Source organism: Arthrobacter psychrolactophilus (assembly GCF_003219795.1).
Lineage (GTDB): Bacteria > Actinomycetota > Actinomycetes > Actinomycetales > Micrococcaceae > Specibacter > Specibacter psychrolactophilus.
In genome coordinates this window covers 265,982-282,173 of the sequence record NZ_QJVC01000003.1, presented here as the reverse complement: position 1 = coordinate 282,173, position 16,192 = coordinate 265,982, and the positions used below count along the sequence as shown (strand labels likewise).

Here is a 16,192-nt window from a genome sequence, read left to right as displayed (position 1 = left end):
GGCCCAACACATCCCGACCAAGGACAGCGCACAGTGAGTGAACAAATAACAACGCCCCGCATCGCCATGCGCGGCATCTCCAAGAATTACGGAGGCGTACGAGCCATCCGGCAAGCGGAGTTGACGGTCTATCCGGGCACCGTGCACGCTCTGGTCGGCGAAAATGGGGCCGGAAAATCCACCCTCATCAAGATTCTTGCCGGCGCCGAACAGCCCAATACCGGCACGATTGCCTTTGACGGCGAAGCCGTTTCGATTGCCTCAACGACCGACGCCATCGAGCTCGGCGTTCAGACGGTTTACCAGGAACCACAGCTCTTCCCCGAGCTGAGCATCACCGAGAACATTTTCATCGGGCGCGAAATCAAGCGCGGCCTGCGTGTTGACTGGGCCGCCCAGGCAGCCCAGATTCATGAGTTGTTGGACATGATTGGCCTGCCCCACCATTTGGCGACTGCGCCGGTTGGCGACCTGTCCATTGCACAGCAGCAACAAGTCTCCATCGCCAAGGCTGTGGCGGGGGAGGCCAGGATTCTGATTCTTGATGAACCCTCCGCGATCCTCACCGACACCGAGATCAATGTGCTCTTCTCGATCGTTCGGCGCTTGACCGCCCGCGGTGTGGCCGTCATCTACATCACCCACCGCTTGGATGAGCTTTTTGAGATCGCCGACACCGTCACGGTCATGCGTGATGGCCAGACCCTGGATACTTACGACATCAAGGACCTCACCGTCACCAAAATTGCCGAACTCATGGTCGGCGGGATCGTCACGGAGAAGCGTCCGGAACGCAGCTTCGACGGGCTCTCGCCAACGCTGGAACTGCACCAGCTCGACGTCGGACATCTCCTCCACGGTGTAGACCTCCAGATTCGCCCCGGAGAAATTCTGGGACTGTACGGCCTCCTGGGATCGGGTGTTGCCGAGATTGCCGAGGCCGTTTATGGCATGAAGCAGCCCACCGGTGGCCGCATGGTCTATCAAGGAAAAGCCATGGTGAACAAGGGGCCCGCGGAAGCACGACGCCGCGGCATCACCTTAGTTCCGGCGAATCGTTCGGCGCAGGGCGTCTTCTCCTTCCAAAGCATCCGCTTCAATATTTCCATTGGTGATTTGGCAAAGCTCAGCCCCGTGAAGGGCTGGATCAATAGAGGCCGGGAACGCGACATCGCACTGGATCTGATCAAGCGATTGGGCGTTAAGACTCCCAACGAAAATCAGCCGATCAGCGCCATGTCTGGTGGAAACGCCCAGAAGGTGGTCATTGCCCGCCAACTGCTCTCCACTCCGAAACTTCTCATCCTGGCCGAACCCACACAGGGTGTGGACGTTGGCGCCAAAGAAGAAATCCACCGCTTGATTGGTGATCTGGCCGAATCCGGTACCGCAGTTCTTGTGGTGACCACGGATCTCTCCGAGGTGCTGCGTATTTCGGATCGGGTCCTGGTGGTACGCGAAGGGAGAATCGCGGCCGAATTTGGTCACGACGCGACCCAAGTCGACATCCTCGCCGCCGCCTCCGGCGCCGTTCCCATAAGGAAGGAAGCATGAGAACCACTGAGAAATCACGTCCACAAGTCACGGCCGGAATCCCCGTCGCGAAAAAAATACTTCCCAGCCTGGTTACGGGCCAGGAGGTTGTCCTCATCGGCATCATCGCCGTCCTCTGGATTCTCCTGGGGCTGCTGACGCCGGCGTTCTTAACGGCCGGTTCCATCCTGCCGCTTCTGGTGGCCGTTGCCCCGATTGCCTTAATTGGTGTGGGCATGACGCTCATCATTATCACGGCCGGGATTGACGTCTCCGTGGGAGCTGCCATCATGGTCACCTCGGTGGTCACCTCTCAAACCATGGTGGCGACGGGCATCCCGTTGATCCCCGCGGTACTACTATCCGTTGCGGTGGGTGCGCTGCTTGGCTTGGTGAATGGTTACCTGGTGGCCTACGGCAAGATTCACGCCATCATCATCACCTTCGGTACCGCTAATCTGTTCCAATTTATTGGACTGCGATTCTTTGGTTCATCCACTGTCAATGGGCTGCCGGACACCTTCGATGTCTTCGGACGAGGAGAAGCCGGACGGACCTTTGGCATTCCCCACAGCTTCGCCATCACCGTCATTGTGGTTGCCCTGGCCTGGTGGTATCTGCGCCATGCAGCCAGTGGCCGGCACTTGTTCGCCGTCGGCGGCAATGAAACTGCTGCCCGTCTGGCGGGCATCAAGGTCAAGCCCCTTATTTTGCGCACATACGTCATCACGGGTGCGCTGGTTGGCTTGGCCGCCTGCTTCCTGATTGGCCAAGGCACCTCCACTTTGGAGCAATCCGTTGGCGCCGGCCGGGAACTGGCCGTCATTGCCGCCGTCGTCATTGGCGGAACCTCGATCCTTGGAGGCCGGGGGACAGTCCTGGGCACACTCCTTGGTGCCATTCTGGTCCAGACGGTTACCTCTGGTGTCACCCAGATGGGGTGGCCCTCGCAGCTTTCCGACTTCTTTGTCGGAGTTGCCATCATCGCAGCAGTCGGAACGGATATTCTCCGTGAACGCTCCAGGAGGAAATCATGAGCACCACCACCCTAAAGAGAAATGACGTACAACAACGTAGCCACGGCTTCGGATATAAGAGCGTAAAGATGCTGTTGACTCAGCGGATCGCGCTCTTGGGGTTGCTGATTGTGGTGGTCCTTGCGGTCATGATGTCACTGGACGCAGCCGGAGCCATGAGCGGATCCTACGACGCTGACTACTTGGCGGCGGCCTTGATTAGTGCCGTTCCGTTGGCGATGCTTGGCCTGGCGGAGCTCATGGTCATCCTGTCCGGCCGCGGAGGCATCGATCTTTCCGTAGGCGCCATCGTGTCACTGTGCTGCATTGTTTTTGGCTATTCCTATGGCATCTGGGATTTGGGACTCTTCCCGTCCATCGTCATTACCGCCGTCGCCGGAGCCGTGTGCGGTGCCATCAACGGATTCCTGGTGGCCTACATTGGCTTCCCGCCCTTGATTGCAACGCTCGCCACGTTCTACGCGTTCAAGTCCCTGGCGTTGATTATCAGCGGACAAAAGCCCATCAGCACGATTCAGATCCAGGATTTCTTTTCGGCGGCCCAGTCCGTGGAAATCCCGGTCATTGGCTACAACTTGCCCAATATCCCGTTGGGTATCTTCACCTTCCTGATCCCCACTGCCCTGCTTGCCTGGATTCTGCTCAACCGAACCACCTTCGGCCGCAGGCTTTACGCACTGGGAACAAACGACGTCGCCGCCCGATGGGCCGGCGTGGACACCCGCGCCAATCGCATGATGGCGTACGTGCTCTCGGGTTTGATTTCCGGGTTGGTCGCCATTGTGATCGTGGCTCAATTTGCCTCGGCACGTCCCGATGCCGGTGTGTCTGGAAACGGGCTCGCCCTCCCAGCCATTACCATCGCCGTGCTCGGCGGTGTCGCCATCACTGGCGGGATCGGCCGGGTATCCGGGATCTTGCTGGCGACCTTGCTGGTTGTCTGGCTCAATGCCGGCATCCTCTTGGCGTTCGCGGGCAACGAAGGCACCCAGCTGCAGTTGTTGGCCCTGGGCCTGCTGCTCATTGGGGCCTCGCTCCTGAATAACCTGACACGCAAGAAGTTTGGCGTCTTGTACTAAACCCAACCACAGCGGCGGGGCCCTGAACCGGGCTTCGCCGCAGGCGTCCCACCTGACTACCGGCAGGGACTACTTTGATGGTCCGATCACAACTTGAAGGTACTTTTGATGAATTCTTCCGCAGTAGTTACAAACGCTTTCGACGTCATCGTGGTCGGTGAGGCACTCATAGACGTGGTCCATTCCGGAGATACTATTTCCGAACATCCCGGAGGCTCGCCCGCAAATGTAGCCTTTGGCCTTGCGCGGCTAGGCATGTCCACCGGATTCCTCACCGCCATCGGCAAGGATGCTCGCGGTGCTGCAATCGACTCGCACCTTGCTGGCGCTGGAGTGACGCTTCTGCCAGGCTCACAGTCCATGGAGACCACCTCCACAGCCACGGCAACGCTGGCCGACGACGGATCCGCCAGCTACGACTTTGACCTCACCTGGGCTTTGGGTTCAGCCATCGCCAACTACCAGCCCAGGCTTGTCCATACCGGATCGATAGCCAGCTTTCTGTCCCCGGGCGCCGCCGCGGTCAAAAGCATTCTTCAGGCGCATGCTGGCACAAGTACCGTGAGCTACGATCCAAATATCCGGCCGGACCTGCTGGGCAGCCACCACGAGGCTCTTTCCATTTTTGAAGACCTCGTACCCATCACGAACGTTGTCAAACTCAGCGACGAGGATGCGGCCTGGCTTTACCCCGGCAAAACACCTGAGGAAACGGGGCGGCACATACTTGCGCTCGGTGCTGATCTGGCGGCCGTGACCCTTGGCGCCGAAGGATCAATGTTGCTGACGCCAAGCCTCGAGGTCAGCGTCCCGGCGGTACGCTCAGTTGTTGCCGACACCATCGGTGCCGGTGATTCCTATATGGCCGCACTGATCTTTGGGCTACTCAGCCATGGCAACGACAGCTGGACGACAGGGTCTCTGATGTCACTGGGGACCATGGCGAGCAACGCCGCGGCCATCACCGTCCGCCGGCCCGGGGCTAACCCGCCGTCTCTTAGCGAATTACGCAGCGGTCCCGCCCAGATGTAGCCGCCAACAGATGTCCGGAGACCCGCATCAGCTGCATCAGGGGTGCCGTGTGCCGATTCCCTGAAGAAGCGCGCGGTAGCCCTCGATGTAGCTGGGGTAGCTGAACTCAAAGCCGGTGCCCTTCAGCAGGCTATTTGAGCAGCGTTTGTCACCGCCGCGGGTGATGGGCACCGGGCCGGTGGGTGGTTCGTCGGAGTTCAGCTCGCGGGCGAGGAAGCGCAGAACCTTTCCGAGATCTACGGGATGATCGTCCACGCCGAGATACAGTGGGTCGGCGCTGGGGATCGTCAGTAAATGAACGGCTGCCGCGGCGGCGTCATCGCGATGAATCCGATTGGTGAGGCGAGGACTGTCCGGGATGACGGCACCTAGGTTTTTGACGAGATCGATGAGCCTAGTTCTGCCCGGACCATAGATGCCGCTCAGGCGTAAGACAATACTTTTCGTGGCAGTGCCAGCATAGCGAGCGTGCAGATTTTCCTCTGCCTGCAAGGTGATTCTTCCGCTGAAAGAGTTGGGCTCGGCAACCGTGCTTTCATCGACATGGCCCGTTGTGTTTCCGTAAACGGTTGTTGAGGAGATCAGCAGCACCTTTTCTGGCACAAGATGGTCCCGTTCGAGGGCGTCCAGGACTTTTGTCAGCCCCGTGATGTGCGCTAATCGGTAGGCCTCTTCGGTGTGACTGCTGGCGGCGACGGTTATCACAACGGTGGTCACGCTCTGTGGGATCGTCGGGAGTTCGTTGGCCAGATCCACGGAGGCCCGGTCAAAGCAGTGGGGGAGCAGTTCGGAGTTGCGGCGCCAGGCAAGAACATCCTGTCCCGATGCGACAAGTCGAAGCCCGATTTCGGTTCCAAGATCTCCGCATCCAACAATCAAGATAGTCATGGCACCATCGTGTCAGACCATACCGGAAATTCGCCTCCCGTGAGGTGCCTAGCAACGCAACGGACAGCTACTAAGGCCACGATTCGATGGTCCGCGAGCTGAGGCTGGCACCTCGGAGTGACGGCCGTTGCAACCTTGCCAGACGTCCCGTTGCCTCATTGGCGAACTACTTGAGCGCGACCACCACTGCGCCCGCCCAGACGGTCAACGGAAGTTTCACCCTGCCCTTCAGCGGTCGCGCCTACGAGCTAGAACTCGACGCCGGCTGGGTTGATGCGAACAATATACGGGCTTCCGTGGGACGCGTCGCCGACGGCGCCCGGGAATCTCCCAGTACTCCGACGGCGGACCCCTCCGCCACGGTTCTCAGGGCACCTGCGGGTGCCGCGCGGCTGGGCGCAAACCATGGTGAGGTGGCCGCCGTCGTACTTTATTACTGCCGTAAATCCGCTGCAGAGGCTACCGGGAACTCCGCTGGAGGGGAGAGGAACAGCATTGCGATGAGGCCGCAGAAGTTTTTTAAAAATGTTTTATTTCGGGCTTGACGGAGTGCCGTGACTCACATTATTGTTTATCGAGTTCGGTTATACGCATAACTCAAGGGTGAGGCAAGGGAAACAATGGCACGGAAACAATCCGCAACAGGACCCACAATGCATGACGTGGCTCGTGAAGCTGGCGTTTCCCAGGCAACTGTCTCGCTTGTTCTCAATGACGTGAGTGGGTCCCGCTTTTCGGACGCCACCAAGGACCGCGTCCATAAGGCTGTGGAAATCCTGGGGTACCGAACCAACGCGCATGCAAAGGTGTTGCGCGAGGGTGTGGCGGGCATGATCGGTTTCATTGGTGACTCCGTGGCAACTTCGCCTTTTGCCGGAAAAATCATTGAAGGCGCACAGGAACGCGCCTGGGAATCAGGGCTGCTGTTGATTGCCGTGAGCACAGGTGGCGATAAGGAACTGGAACGGGCGTCGTTGGAAACCCTGCTGTCCTACAAGGTGGCCGGCGTTGTCTACGCGTCCATGTATCACCAGATGGTGGATGTTCCGAAAGTGCTCCGTGAGGTGCCAACCGTGGTGCTGAATTCCGAGGATCAGGCTGGCTATTTCCCCAGCATTGCCCCGGATGAGGTCAGTGGTGGATTCGAGGCAACGCAATATCTTCTCAAGGCCGGCCATCGCCGGATCGGGTTGATCAATATCGAATCCCTGGAAAGCGGACTTCCCGGAGCCGTTGGGCGGTACAAAGGCTATGTTCGGGCGTTGGAAGGTGCAGGAGTGTCTGTCGATCCCGCGCTTGTTAGATTCGGTCAAGGTAGCGAGCCATACGGCTTCAAATATGTCGTTGAACTCATGCAGGAGCCGGAACCGCCCACCGCGATTTTCTGCGCGAATGACAGAACCGCCTGGGGTGCTTATCAGGCCCTGCTGGAACTCGGCAAAAGGGTCCCGGAGGACGTTTCCATTATTGGATTCGACAATCAGGAGACCCTGGCCCCACACCTTCGGCCCGGGCTCACCACCCTGGAGCTCCCTTTCGAACAGATGGGTCGGCGCGCGGTGGACCTCATTCTCGAAGGAATTAAACCTCAAGGGCAAGTTGAACTTATGGCTTGTTCTCTCATCGAACGAAACTCAGTGGAAAAGATCAAGGAGTCCCAATGAGTCAGACACTAAAAAAGCGGAGGGGTGAACAACCCACTCAGCGGCACATTCCGCTCTCGATGCGCTTCAAGCGCGTCCTCAGGGCGTGGCAGTTATACGTATTACTAGCGCCGGCGCTGGTCTACGTTGCGCTCTTCAAGTACTGGCCCATGTATGGCGTCCAGATCGCATTTCGCAACTACAACCCGATCGACGGCTTCAGCGGCAGCCCCTGGGTTGGCTTGGATAATTTTGTTCGATTCATCAATTCCTACCAATTCGGTCAGGTCATCGGGAACACGCTGTGGATCGCGGTTCTTGGCCTGGTCATTGCCTTCCCGGTGCCGATCATTCTGGCCCTGGTGGTCAATCAGCTTCAGAGCGAGCGGTTCAAGAAATTCACGCAGACCGTGCTGTACTCCCCGGCGTTCATCTCCACCGTGGTGGTTGTGGGCATCATGTTTGTCCTCCTCTCGCCCCGCTCGGGCATGGTCAACAACATCATCAAGCTAACCGGCGGAGAGCCCATCTTCTTCATGGGCACCCCCGAATGGTTCCGACCGGTGTATGTCATCTCGGATGTCTGGCAGAACGCCGGATTCTCCATGATCGTTTACCTCGCCGCCCTGGCCAGTATCGATCCCTCCCTGCATGAGGCCGCCAAGGTCGACGGCGCCAGCAAGTTCCAGCGCGTCCGCCACATCGACCTTCCCGGCATCACCCCGGTCATCACGATTTTGTTCATCCTGGCCATCGGAAGCCTGCTCAACGTTGGATTTGAAAAGGCCTTGTTGATGCAGACCGACTTGAATCTCTCCGCCTCGGAAATCATCCAGACCTACGTTTACCACGCAGGCCTGCAGCAAGCCCAGTTCAGCTACTCAGCCGCAATTGGCCTCTTCAACTCCATCCTCAATCTGGCGCTCCTGGTGACTTTCAACTGGATCGCACGCCGGACCCAACAAGCAAGTCTGTGGTGATGTCGCTGTGACTATTGAAACTCCAACGCGAGGCGAGAGACGCGCCTCAGTCAGCAAGCCGCCAATAAGCGGTCGACGCCGACCCCGGCTCCGGGACAAGTTCGCCGATCCGGTCTTCAACACCATGGCAGTGATCTTGTTGTTGCTCGCCATTGCGGCAGTGGTCTACCCGCTGTACTTCGTGTTGATCGCCTCCATCAGCGATCCCAACCAGATCTACGAGGGCAACGTTTGGTTCTTCCCCCAAGGAATCACCTTCGAGGGCTACCAGCGGATATTTGGGGACATACGCATCTGGCAGGGCCTGGGTAACACCTTCCTGTACACGATCGTGGGAACGGCCATCAGCGTCACCGCCATTCTGTGCGGCGCCTACGCCCTGTCCCGGAAGGATCTTCCGGGACGAAAGTTCCTCATGTTGATCTTCATTATCACCATGTTCTTCGACGGCGGTTTGATCACCAAGTACCTGGTGGTTCGCGACTTGGGCATGTTGAACACCATGTGGGCCGTGGTTCTTCCCGGTGCCGTGGGCGTGTGGAACTTGATCATTGCCAGGTCCTTCTTTGAGCAGTCCATCCCTGATGAACTGCGAGAGGCCGCTCAAATTGACGGTGCCAACGACTTCACGTTCTTCCTGAAGATGGTGCTTCCGCTCTCCAAATCACTGATCATGCTCATGATCATGATCCATGTGGTGGCCAACTGGAATTCCTTCTTCGATGCCTTGATCTTCCTCAACGATGATTCGAAGTACCCGCTGCAGCTGGTGCTGCGCAACATCTTGATCCAATCCGATATCTCTTCCACAGGGACAACCGGCGGAGATGTAGCCTCCTACGCCGCAGCACAACGGATCGCCGAATTAACCAAGTACGCCATGATCGTGGTCTCTAGCCTGCCGCTCATGATCGCACTTCCCTTTATGCAAAAGCACTTCACCAAGGGCGCCCTCATCGGCGCTGTCAAAAGCTAAAACCACTACAAGTTGGGAATGAACCAATGATGATTTCACGCCGTAACTTCACCTCTCTGAGCGTTCTGGCCGTAGGCACACTCATGCTGAACGCCTGCTCCGGCAAGTCCAATTCACCCGTCGAAGACGCCTCGGCCGACTTCGGCCTGCAGGGCAGCGGATACCCTGTTGTCACCAAGCCGCTGACATTGTCGTTCTCGGGAACCAAGTCAGCCTTGGCCCCCGACTACAAGACCATGGCCCTCGTTCAAGAATGGCAGAAGACCACCAACATCACCGTTGACTGGCAAAACCTTCCGGAGAATGTCTTCCAGGAAAAGAAGAACCTGATCCTGGCCAGCGGAGACCTGCCCGATGCCTTCTTCAACACCGGACTGAGCGATTCCGAGGTCGCCACCTATGGCACCAACGGAACACTGCTGCCGTTGGAAACCCTGATTGATGCGCACGCGCCGAACCTGAAGAAGATCCTCGATGCCCGCCCTGACATCAAGGCTGCCATCACCTCCTCGGATGGGCACATCTACACGCTCCCATCGGTGGAAGAACTGGGTCTGGTGCAGTTCCCGCACATGCTCGCCATCAACAAGATATGGCTGGACAAGGTGGGGCTCGAGATGCCCTCCACGATTGAGGACTACCACGACGCCCTGGTGGCGTTCAAGAAGGAAGATCTCGCCGGGGGAGGCAAGACCATCCCCTTGAGCTACGAGCCCGGTACCTTCTGCGGTGACATCGTTGACCTGATTGCCGCCTTGGGTGGCGTCCCCGACAATGTGGATCACCGCATTGTCCAGGACGGCAAGGTTGTCTTCACGGCCGTCCTGCCCGAGTACAAGAAGGCCATCACGGCCTTGAATGGCTGGTACCAAGAGGGCCTGATCGACCCGGAATCATTCTCCCAAGATGACAAGTCCTACCTGGCCAAGGGGAAGACCACCACCCCCTCCCTCGGATCATTCGTCTGGTGGGAAATTAAGGAAATGGTGGGAGAGGACCGGGCTGCGGACTACGCGCTGGTACCCATTCTGACCGGCGTCGACGGTAAACAACGTGCCAGTGTCGCCAACAATCAGGAGATCAACCGCGGCGCATTCGCCATCACTAGGGCCAATAAGTATCCGGCCGCCACGATGCGCTGGGTCGACTACCTGTACGATCCGGTACAGTCGGCGCAGGCCAACTGGGGCCCGATCGGTGTCACCTTGAAGAAGGATGACAAGGGCATCCTCGTCCAGATTCCGGCTGATGCTTCAACGAGCGAGGGCGAACGCCGACAGAAGGTTGCCCCCGGCGGTCCCAAGATCATCACCAAGGATGACTTCAGCAACGTGGTGGCACCGGAACCGCGTGCCGCCGAGCGCCAGAAGATCGTTCAGGAGATGTACCTGCCGCACGCGGCCAACGATGCCTACCCGCCCGTTCCCCTGTCCAATGAGGAACTGCAGCAAATCTCCAGCATCCAAACGGACGTGACATCGCTGACCCAGCAGAAGTTGGCGAAGTGGATCGTTCAGGGCGGCATTGACGGCGAATGGGACGGCTATGTTTCCCAGCTCAAGAACATCGGCCTGGAAAAGATGATCGAGACGTACCAGCAGGCCTACGACCGCTTCAAGCAGAACTCCTAGCCCCGCGACGAGGTGGGCCGGCGTCCCTGGCGCTGGCCCACCGGAACCCAGTTCCAGAGCACCACCGAGACCCACTTTTCATACCAAAACAGAAACGAGAACAGCCCCCTATGACTGCCTCGACCGCCACTACGGCCGAAACCTTCCGCCCCGCCTTGCATTTCGCGGCGAAGAACACCTGGCTCAATGACCCCAACGGCCTGATCTTTCACGACGGCGTCTACCACCTGTACTTTCAGAACAACCCTGTGGGTGATGTGTGGGGCAATATGTCATGGGGGCACGCCACCTCCCCGGATCTCTTAACCTGGACCGAGCACCCCGTCGCCATCGCCTGCGATGATCAGGAAGACATCTTCTCCGGCAGCATCGTCTTCGACCGGAACAACACCAGCGGATTCGGCACGGAAAGCAAGGCACCCCTGGTGGCCATCTATACCAGCGCCTTCAAAACGGCCTCCCCTCACACGGGCCTGCAAGCCCAGTCGCTGGCGCACAGCCTGGATGGCGGGTACACCTGGACTAAATACGACAATAACCCGGTGCTGAACCGGGACTCCGGCGAGTTCCGCGACCCGAAGGTATTCCGCTACGACGGTGCGGCCGGCAGCTACTGGGTTATGGTCGCCGTCGAGGCAACCGACTTTCAGGTGGTCCTATACAAGTCAGAGAACTTGCGGGACTGGGAGCTGCTAAGCACCTTTGGCCCGGCCAACGCAACCGGCGGAGTATGGGAATGCCCCGACCTGTTCCCACTTCCCGTGGACGGGGATCCGGAGCATCTCAAATGGGTGCTCGTGGTGAATCTGAATCCGGGCGGGCCCAACAGTGGCTCCGGGGGGCAATACTTTGTTGGTGACTTTGACGGCACCACCTTCACCTCAGACACCACGGTGACAGAAGGAACCCATGATCCAGCGCGGCTGGCCGAATACCACTGGCTGGACTGGGGAAGGGATTACTACGCCGCTGTTTCCTTCAGCGATGCCCCGGATCAGCGCCGTCTCATGATCGCCTGGATGAACAACTGGCAGTACGCCAACCAGATCCCCAGCAGCCCTTGGCGAGGGCCCATGTCGCTGCCCCGCGAAGTATTCCTGCGCACCGTAGATGGCCAACCACGCCTGGAACAGCACGTTGCCGAAGACTTCGCGGCCATCTCCGGGTTGAGTCCCGTGTACGAACTGGCGGAAACCACAATCTCCAACGAGACGCGAGTGCTTGAGCCGGCAGCCAGCAGCGTTGCGCGGCTCGAGCTGACCTTCACCCCAGGAACCGCCGAGGAATTCGGCCTTGTGGTGCGCGGGAGCGGACTAGAAGGCACGCGCATTGGCATCCGCCCTCGGGAAGGACGCCTCGTCGTGGACCGCCGCGACTCCGGGCAGAGCGACTTCCACGAAAGCTTCTCCTCCCTGGACTCGGCACCGCTGCTGCCGATCGATGGCAGTTATCAGCTGAGCATCTATGTGGATCACTGCTCAGTGGAGGTATTCGCCCAAGGAGGCCTGGTCACCATGACGGAACTGATCTTCCCCCAAGAAAACAGCACCGACGTGGCCCTGTATGCCACAGGTGGCGGGGCAACAATCACGAACCTGACGGTCACTCGCTGGTCCTGAACCACGGATCTGAAACAAGAAAGCACCCATGAACCTCCCAGCCCAAGTCCCGCCTTCCACCGAGTCCCTGGACGTGGTGGTCGTCGGAGAGGCCCTGACCGACGTCGTTATTTCCGCTCACGGAAGCAGCGAGCATCCGGGCGGATCACCCGCAAATGTGGCCTACGGGCTAGGCCGCCTTGGCGTTGCCACGGGGCTGATGACAGCCCTCGGCCACGACGAGCGCGGCGCCGCCATCGACACGCACCTGCACAGCGCCGGGGTCACCATCCTTCCGGGCGCTTATTCGCTGGACAAGACGTCCTCGGCCACGGCAACGCTGGCCCAGGACGGATCGGCTACGTACGATTTCGACGTCGTCTGGGACCTGGATCCGGTATTCCCCGGTCAGGCTCCCCAGGTGTTCCATACTGGATCGATCGCGGCGTTCCTGGCTCCCGGAGCCGACGCCGTCAAGGGGGTGCTCCAAAAGTTCCGGAATGATTGCACTCTCACCTTTGATCCGAACATTCGTCCCGCGCTCCTTGGTAGCCAAGCAGAGGCACTGCAGACATTTGAGGAGTTCATCGAGCTCAGCCATGTGGTCAAGCTCAGCGATGAGGACGCCGCTTGGCTCTATCCTCGTAAGTCCCTCGAGGAGACGGCCACGCATGTCCTGGGGCTCGGCGCCGGGCTGGCAGTGATCACTAAGGGAGGACAGGGATCGCTGCTGGCCTCGTCGGAGTCACGGATTACTATCCCGTCCGTGCAAACCACTGTTGCGGACACGATCGGCGCCGGGGACTCCTACATGGCGGCGCTGATCATGGGGCTACTGACCCGCCCGACAGACAGCTTTGCGCCCGAGGTGCTTGAGGCATTGGGGCGGACCGCATCTATGGCCGCAGCCATCACGGTGCGGCGCCCGGGCGCCAATCCTCCCACTGCGGAGGAATTGCGATGGCATCTGGAGCAAGCGGCGGTCTGAGTCGACAAACACACGCTGGGGCTTACCTCGGGAACTTGTACACCGGCGAAACAATGCTTCTCAATGTCGGAAGGCAAAGTACCCTTATTGCTCCTTGCCGTCGGGCGCCGAACCATCCGCGAGTCATGTTGTGCACGGCGGCAGCTATTACGTGGGCGGTGTCTCCCAGCCTGCTCCGGGCGGCACCCCAATCGGATCCCGGCTGCCCGCAGGCGGGAGTTCCCTATAACCGCAGGACCCCTCGGATTACTGAGTAGGGATCCAGGCGCGCATCGCCGCGTGGCTGCGGTTGCCCCATCGAAAGTGGGGGATTAGCGTGAGTGGGCCCAGTTTTCTGTCATCTAACGGTGTGGTTCCATGCTGGATTGAGTACAGCAGAGATTGAGCGGCCTGTGCCGCACGGCCATGGTCCCGCGGGATGCATCCAGACGCGGATGCTGCAGATCGATCACCAGAGTTGCGTGGAAATCCAGCTCAATGGAACTATTCACCGGGCTCGGCTCAAGCACGAGGTATCCATCCACCACCACGGGGCGAGCTGATACGCCGTCGATCTTCACCGAATACTCATCCACCCAGGCCGGGACTCGAGGCCGTGACTCGACGCTAACGGGGCGATCGAGGCGATGAGGAGGGCGAGGTTCGGCGGGCAGCAGGCGCAGCCGAACGAATCACCGGCCTGATCTGGAATCATAGAGACTGCTCCGTCTGACCTGGCCCGCTACGAGTGATCTCCACTTTGTGACCTGGCTGGCCGGAAACGTGACGGAGCCCAAAGAACTGTCTTGTAAGGACAGCCGCATCCACATTCATTGATCGAGGGTGCGCGATTCTTGCCGCCCCGACGCGGTTCCGTAGGTGGTTTTAGCGTGCGCGGCACCCAGATTGGGGGCTCTCCGAACATCGCTGGGAGACCCCTAAAGCGCCGATTGCTCGCGTCATATTTACAGGAATCATCTGAGTCATTGACTTCATTTGTGAGCTAGATTACTCTTCAAAAGTATCGACGAAGTTCCGAAACTATCGAAACTGACGCAGTTTTAGCTCGTACTCAAGGAAGAGAACATGGCCACCTTCACGTTTAAGAACCCACCCCTTAGTCGGCGAGCATTTGTCACAGGCATCGCCGCAGCCGGACTCATTGCTCTGGTTGGTTGCAGTACGAAATCAGATGCCACCGTGGATATCTCAAACCAGAGTGTCGGCGCCATGGAGGGCTTCGAGGCAGATATGCAGTTCAAGGCCACGGAGCCATTGAACCTCTCGATTCTTTGGACGGATTGGCCAGAACTTCCGGTGAAGGACTCGTGGGAGGTGTTCAAGGAAATCAAGGCCCGAACCAATGTCAACCTTGAACTGACTCATATTCCCTTCAGCGATGCAGTGGAGAAGCGCAGCCTGCTCATCAGTGCAGGTGATGCTCCCTCCATCATTCCCCTCATCTACACAGGTGATGAGAAGTCGTTTGTGTCCTCCGGAGCGGTGCTCCCCATGAGCGACTACGTGCAACATATGCCCAACTTCAAGAAGTATGTGAAGGAGTGGGACCTTGAAGCGATGATGGAGAATTTGCGTCAGGCTGACGGGAAGTACTACATGTTGCCGGGGCTTCAAGAAGTCTCCGTTCCCGTCTTCTCGCTCATGATCCGCAAGGACGTGTTCGAGGAAGTAGGCGCAGGTATTCCCAACACCTGGGATGAGGTGCGGGAAGGATTGGTCAAGATCAAGGCCAAATATCCGGATTCCTATCCACTAGCAGACGGCTTTGAGGGGCAATCACTGCTCAATTACGCTGCACGTTCCTTCGGTACGCAGGCAGGCTGGGGCTTCGGCACCGGCACGATCATGGACGAGGAAACCAAGAAGCTCAAGTACGTCGCCACCTCGAAAGAGTACAAGGACCTAGTGACCTTCTTCCATGGTCTGGTCAAGGACGGTCTGCTGGATCCGGAATCATTGACGGCCTCTGATGCGGGCGGCGGAAACGCCAGTATTGCGGAGAAATTCGCGAGTAATAAAGTCTTTGCCGCTTCTGGGAACACAGGCACAGTCATTGAATACTCGACGGCGCTGGACAAGACCTTGGGGAAGGGCGCCCATGAGGTCATTCTCATCGCGCCGCCCGGCGGCCCCGCGGGCAACATCATTGGGCCTCGCAACTTCTGGCATGGATTCATGCTCAGTTCCAAGGCAAAGGACGAACCCAACTTCCAGGCGTTGTTGCAATTTGTGGACTGGTACTTCTATAACCCTGATGCGCGGGACCTGTTGCGGTGGGGTGTTGAAGGCAAACAGTACACAAAGGATGCTTCAGGAGTTATCAAGCTCAAAGACGGATTCTCGCTTGATGCCTGGAACCTCAAGAGTGAGGGGGGAGTGGATATACAGAAGGACCTGGGCTATTCCACATTCGCCGCTGAAGGAACCGAAAGCCGGAAGCTGAAGGAGTCCTATAGCCCGAAAGATGCCGTGGCGTACATTGACTCTGTTCTGAAAACCAGGACTTTCCGCGCACCCGATGCGCCGGCACCGTTGGAAGAGGCAGAACTGGAGCAGTCCTCCTTGGTGGCTACCCCCTTGAAGGACACCGTCGAGACGAATACCCTCAAGTTTGTGCTCGGAAAGCGTGATCTCAGTGAATGGGATAAGTATGTTGCCGAACTCGAAGGACAAGGACTCAAGGGTTACGTTGACCTGCTAAACACCGCCCACGAACGATTTGTGGCCAATGCGTAGTTTCTGAGGAATTCGCGACGACCAAGGCGGCGAAAGGTTTCTTGAATCGCCATGTCACCGAGTCGCTGGGG

The 16,192-nt window shown here is 58.7% G+C and carries 15 protein-coding genes; 12 read left to right on the top strand and 3 right to left on the bottom strand.

Annotated elements, in window-relative coordinates; translation table 11 throughout:
- Nucleotides 1-33: 33 nt before the first annotated feature.
- The 4 genes from CVS30_RS05680 to CVS30_RS05665 all read left to right on the top strand — a co-directional run bounded on the left by CVS30_RS05680 (nucleotide 34) and on the right by CVS30_RS05665 (nucleotide 4,681).
- Nucleotides 34-1,554, top strand: coding sequence for a sugar ABC transporter ATP-binding protein (locus CVS30_RS05680; RefSeq protein ID WP_220033870.1), 1,521 nt, complete (start codon nucleotides 34-36; stop codon nucleotides 1,552-1,554).
- Nucleotides 1,551-2,570, top strand: a complete 1,020-nt coding sequence (locus CVS30_RS05675) for an ABC transporter permease (protein WP_110484349.1) — start codon at nucleotides 1,551-1,553, stop codon at nucleotides 2,568-2,570. Before CVS30_RS05680 ends, CVS30_RS05675 begins: the two co-directional genes overlap by 4 nt.
- Nucleotides 2,567-3,649, top strand: coding sequence for an ABC transporter permease (locus CVS30_RS05670; protein WP_110484348.1), 1,083 nt, complete (start codon nucleotides 2,567-2,569; stop codon nucleotides 3,647-3,649). Before CVS30_RS05675 ends, CVS30_RS05670 begins: the two co-directional genes overlap by 4 nt.
- A gap of 108 nt (nucleotides 3,650-3,757) precedes the next feature.
- On the top strand, nucleotides 3,758-4,681 hold the full coding sequence (locus CVS30_RS05665) for a carbohydrate kinase family protein (protein ID WP_110484347.1): 924 nt from the start codon (nucleotides 3,758-3,760) through the stop codon (nucleotides 4,679-4,681).
- Nucleotides 4,682-4,717: 36 nt separating this feature from the next.
- Here the strand turns inward: CVS30_RS05665 and CVS30_RS05660 are convergent, their stop codons facing one another.
- The gene (locus CVS30_RS05660) at nucleotides 4,718-5,569 is read right to left on the bottom strand and encodes an NAD-dependent epimerase/dehydratase family protein (protein WP_110484346.1); all 852 of its coding nucleotides are present in this window, start codon (nucleotides 5,567-5,569) and stop codon (nucleotides 4,718-4,720) included.
- A 170-nt stretch (nucleotides 5,570-5,739) separates the two neighbouring features.
- Here CVS30_RS05660 and CVS30_RS05655 point away from each other — a divergent pair, with 170 nt between their 5' ends.
- From CVS30_RS05655 to CVS30_RS05625, 7 genes are all read left to right on the top strand, one after another.
- Nucleotides 5,740-6,114 carry a hypothetical protein gene (locus CVS30_RS05655; RefSeq protein ID WP_146233347.1) on the top strand — a complete coding sequence of 125 codons (375 nt, stop codon included), beginning with the start codon at nucleotides 5,740-5,742 and terminating at the stop codon, nucleotides 6,112-6,114.
- A 108-nt stretch (nucleotides 6,115-6,222) separates the two neighbouring features.
- Entirely contained in the window at nucleotides 6,223-7,233 is a 1,011-nt protein-coding gene (locus CVS30_RS05650) for a LacI family DNA-binding transcriptional regulator (protein WP_110484344.1), read from the top strand.
- Nucleotides 7,230-8,192: an ABC transporter permease gene (locus CVS30_RS05645; protein ID WP_110484343.1), complete on the top strand. Its 963-nt coding sequence runs from the start codon at nucleotides 7,230-7,232 to the stop codon at nucleotides 8,190-8,192. Before CVS30_RS05650 ends, CVS30_RS05645 begins: the two co-directional genes overlap by 4 nt.
- 7 nt (nucleotides 8,193-8,199) lie before the next feature.
- Entirely contained in the window at nucleotides 8,200-9,168 is a 969-nt protein-coding gene (locus tag CVS30_RS05640; RefSeq protein WP_245934453.1) for a carbohydrate ABC transporter permease, read from the top strand.
- A gap of 26 nt (nucleotides 9,169-9,194) precedes the next feature.
- Entirely contained in the window at nucleotides 9,195-10,799 is a 1,605-nt protein-coding gene (locus CVS30_RS05635) for an ABC transporter substrate-binding protein (RefSeq protein ID WP_245934452.1), read from the top strand.
- Between the two features lie 110 nt (nucleotides 10,800-10,909).
- Nucleotides 10,910-12,418: a glycoside hydrolase family 32 protein gene (locus CVS30_RS05630; protein WP_110484340.1), complete on the top strand. Its 1,509-nt coding sequence runs from the start codon at nucleotides 10,910-10,912 to the stop codon at nucleotides 12,416-12,418.
- Nucleotides 12,419-12,446: 28 nt separating this feature from the next.
- On the top strand, nucleotides 12,447-13,385 hold the full coding sequence (locus CVS30_RS05625) for a carbohydrate kinase family protein (protein ID WP_110484339.1): 939 nt from the start codon (nucleotides 12,447-12,449) through the stop codon (nucleotides 13,383-13,385).
- Between the two features lie 246 nt (nucleotides 13,386-13,631).
- On the opposite strand, the gene CVS30_RS18530 is transcribed toward CVS30_RS05625, so the two are convergent.
- Both CVS30_RS18530 and CVS30_RS05620 read right to left on the bottom strand, forming a co-directional pair.
- Nucleotides 13,632-13,751: a hypothetical protein gene (locus CVS30_RS18530; RefSeq protein WP_370800469.1), complete on the bottom strand. Its 120-nt coding sequence runs from the start codon at nucleotides 13,749-13,751 to the stop codon at nucleotides 13,632-13,634.
- Nucleotides 13,727-13,960: a hypothetical protein gene (locus CVS30_RS05620; protein WP_146233346.1), complete on the bottom strand. Its 234-nt coding sequence runs from the start codon at nucleotides 13,958-13,960 to the stop codon at nucleotides 13,727-13,729. The genes CVS30_RS18530 and CVS30_RS05620 overlap by 25 nt, the downstream gene beginning before the upstream one ends.
- Before the next feature lie 490 nt (nucleotides 13,961-14,450).
- On the opposite strand from CVS30_RS05620, the gene CVS30_RS05615 reads away from it, so the two are divergent.
- Complete coding sequence (locus CVS30_RS05615) at nucleotides 14,451-16,121, top strand: ABC transporter substrate-binding protein (RefSeq protein ID WP_110484337.1); 1,671 nt, start codon at nucleotides 14,451-14,453, stop codon at nucleotides 16,119-16,121.
- Nucleotides 16,122-16,192: the final 71 nt, after the last annotated feature.

What these genes read in the sequence shown, in the direction of transcription:
- CVS30_RS05675 (WP_110484349.1), top strand. Translation starts at nt 1,551, where the DNA reads ATGAGAACCACTGAGAAATCACGTCCACAAGTCACGGCCGGAATCCCC.
- CVS30_RS05670 (WP_110484348.1), top strand. Translation starts at nt 2,567, where the DNA reads ATGAGCACCACCACCCTAAAGAGAAATGACGTACAACAACGTAGCCAC.
- CVS30_RS05665 (WP_110484347.1), top strand. Translation starts at nt 3,758, where the DNA reads ATGAATTCTTCCGCAGTAGTTACAAACGCTTTCGACGTCATCGTGGTC.
- CVS30_RS05660 (WP_110484346.1), bottom strand. Translation starts at nt 5,569, where the DNA reads ATGACTATCTTGATTGTTGGATGCGGAGATCTTGGAACCGAAATCGGG.
- CVS30_RS05650 (WP_110484344.1), top strand. Translation starts at nt 6,223, where the DNA reads ATGCATGACGTGGCTCGTGAAGCTGGCGTTTCCCAGGCAACTGTCTCG.
- CVS30_RS05645 (WP_110484343.1), top strand. Translation starts at nt 7,230, where the DNA reads ATGAGTCAGACACTAAAAAAGCGGAGGGGTGAACAACCCACTCAGCGG.
- CVS30_RS05635 (WP_245934452.1), top strand. Translation starts at nt 9,195, where the DNA reads ATGATGATTTCACGCCGTAACTTCACCTCTCTGAGCGTTCTGGCCGTA.
- CVS30_RS05630 (WP_110484340.1), top strand. Translation starts at nt 10,910, where the DNA reads ATGACTGCCTCGACCGCCACTACGGCCGAAACCTTCCGCCCCGCCTTG.
- CVS30_RS05625 (WP_110484339.1), top strand. Translation starts at nt 12,447, where the DNA reads ATGAACCTCCCAGCCCAAGTCCCGCCTTCCACCGAGTCCCTGGACGTG.
- CVS30_RS05615 (WP_110484337.1), top strand. Translation starts at nt 14,451, where the DNA reads ATGGCCACCTTCACGTTTAAGAACCCACCCCTTAGTCGGCGAGCATTT.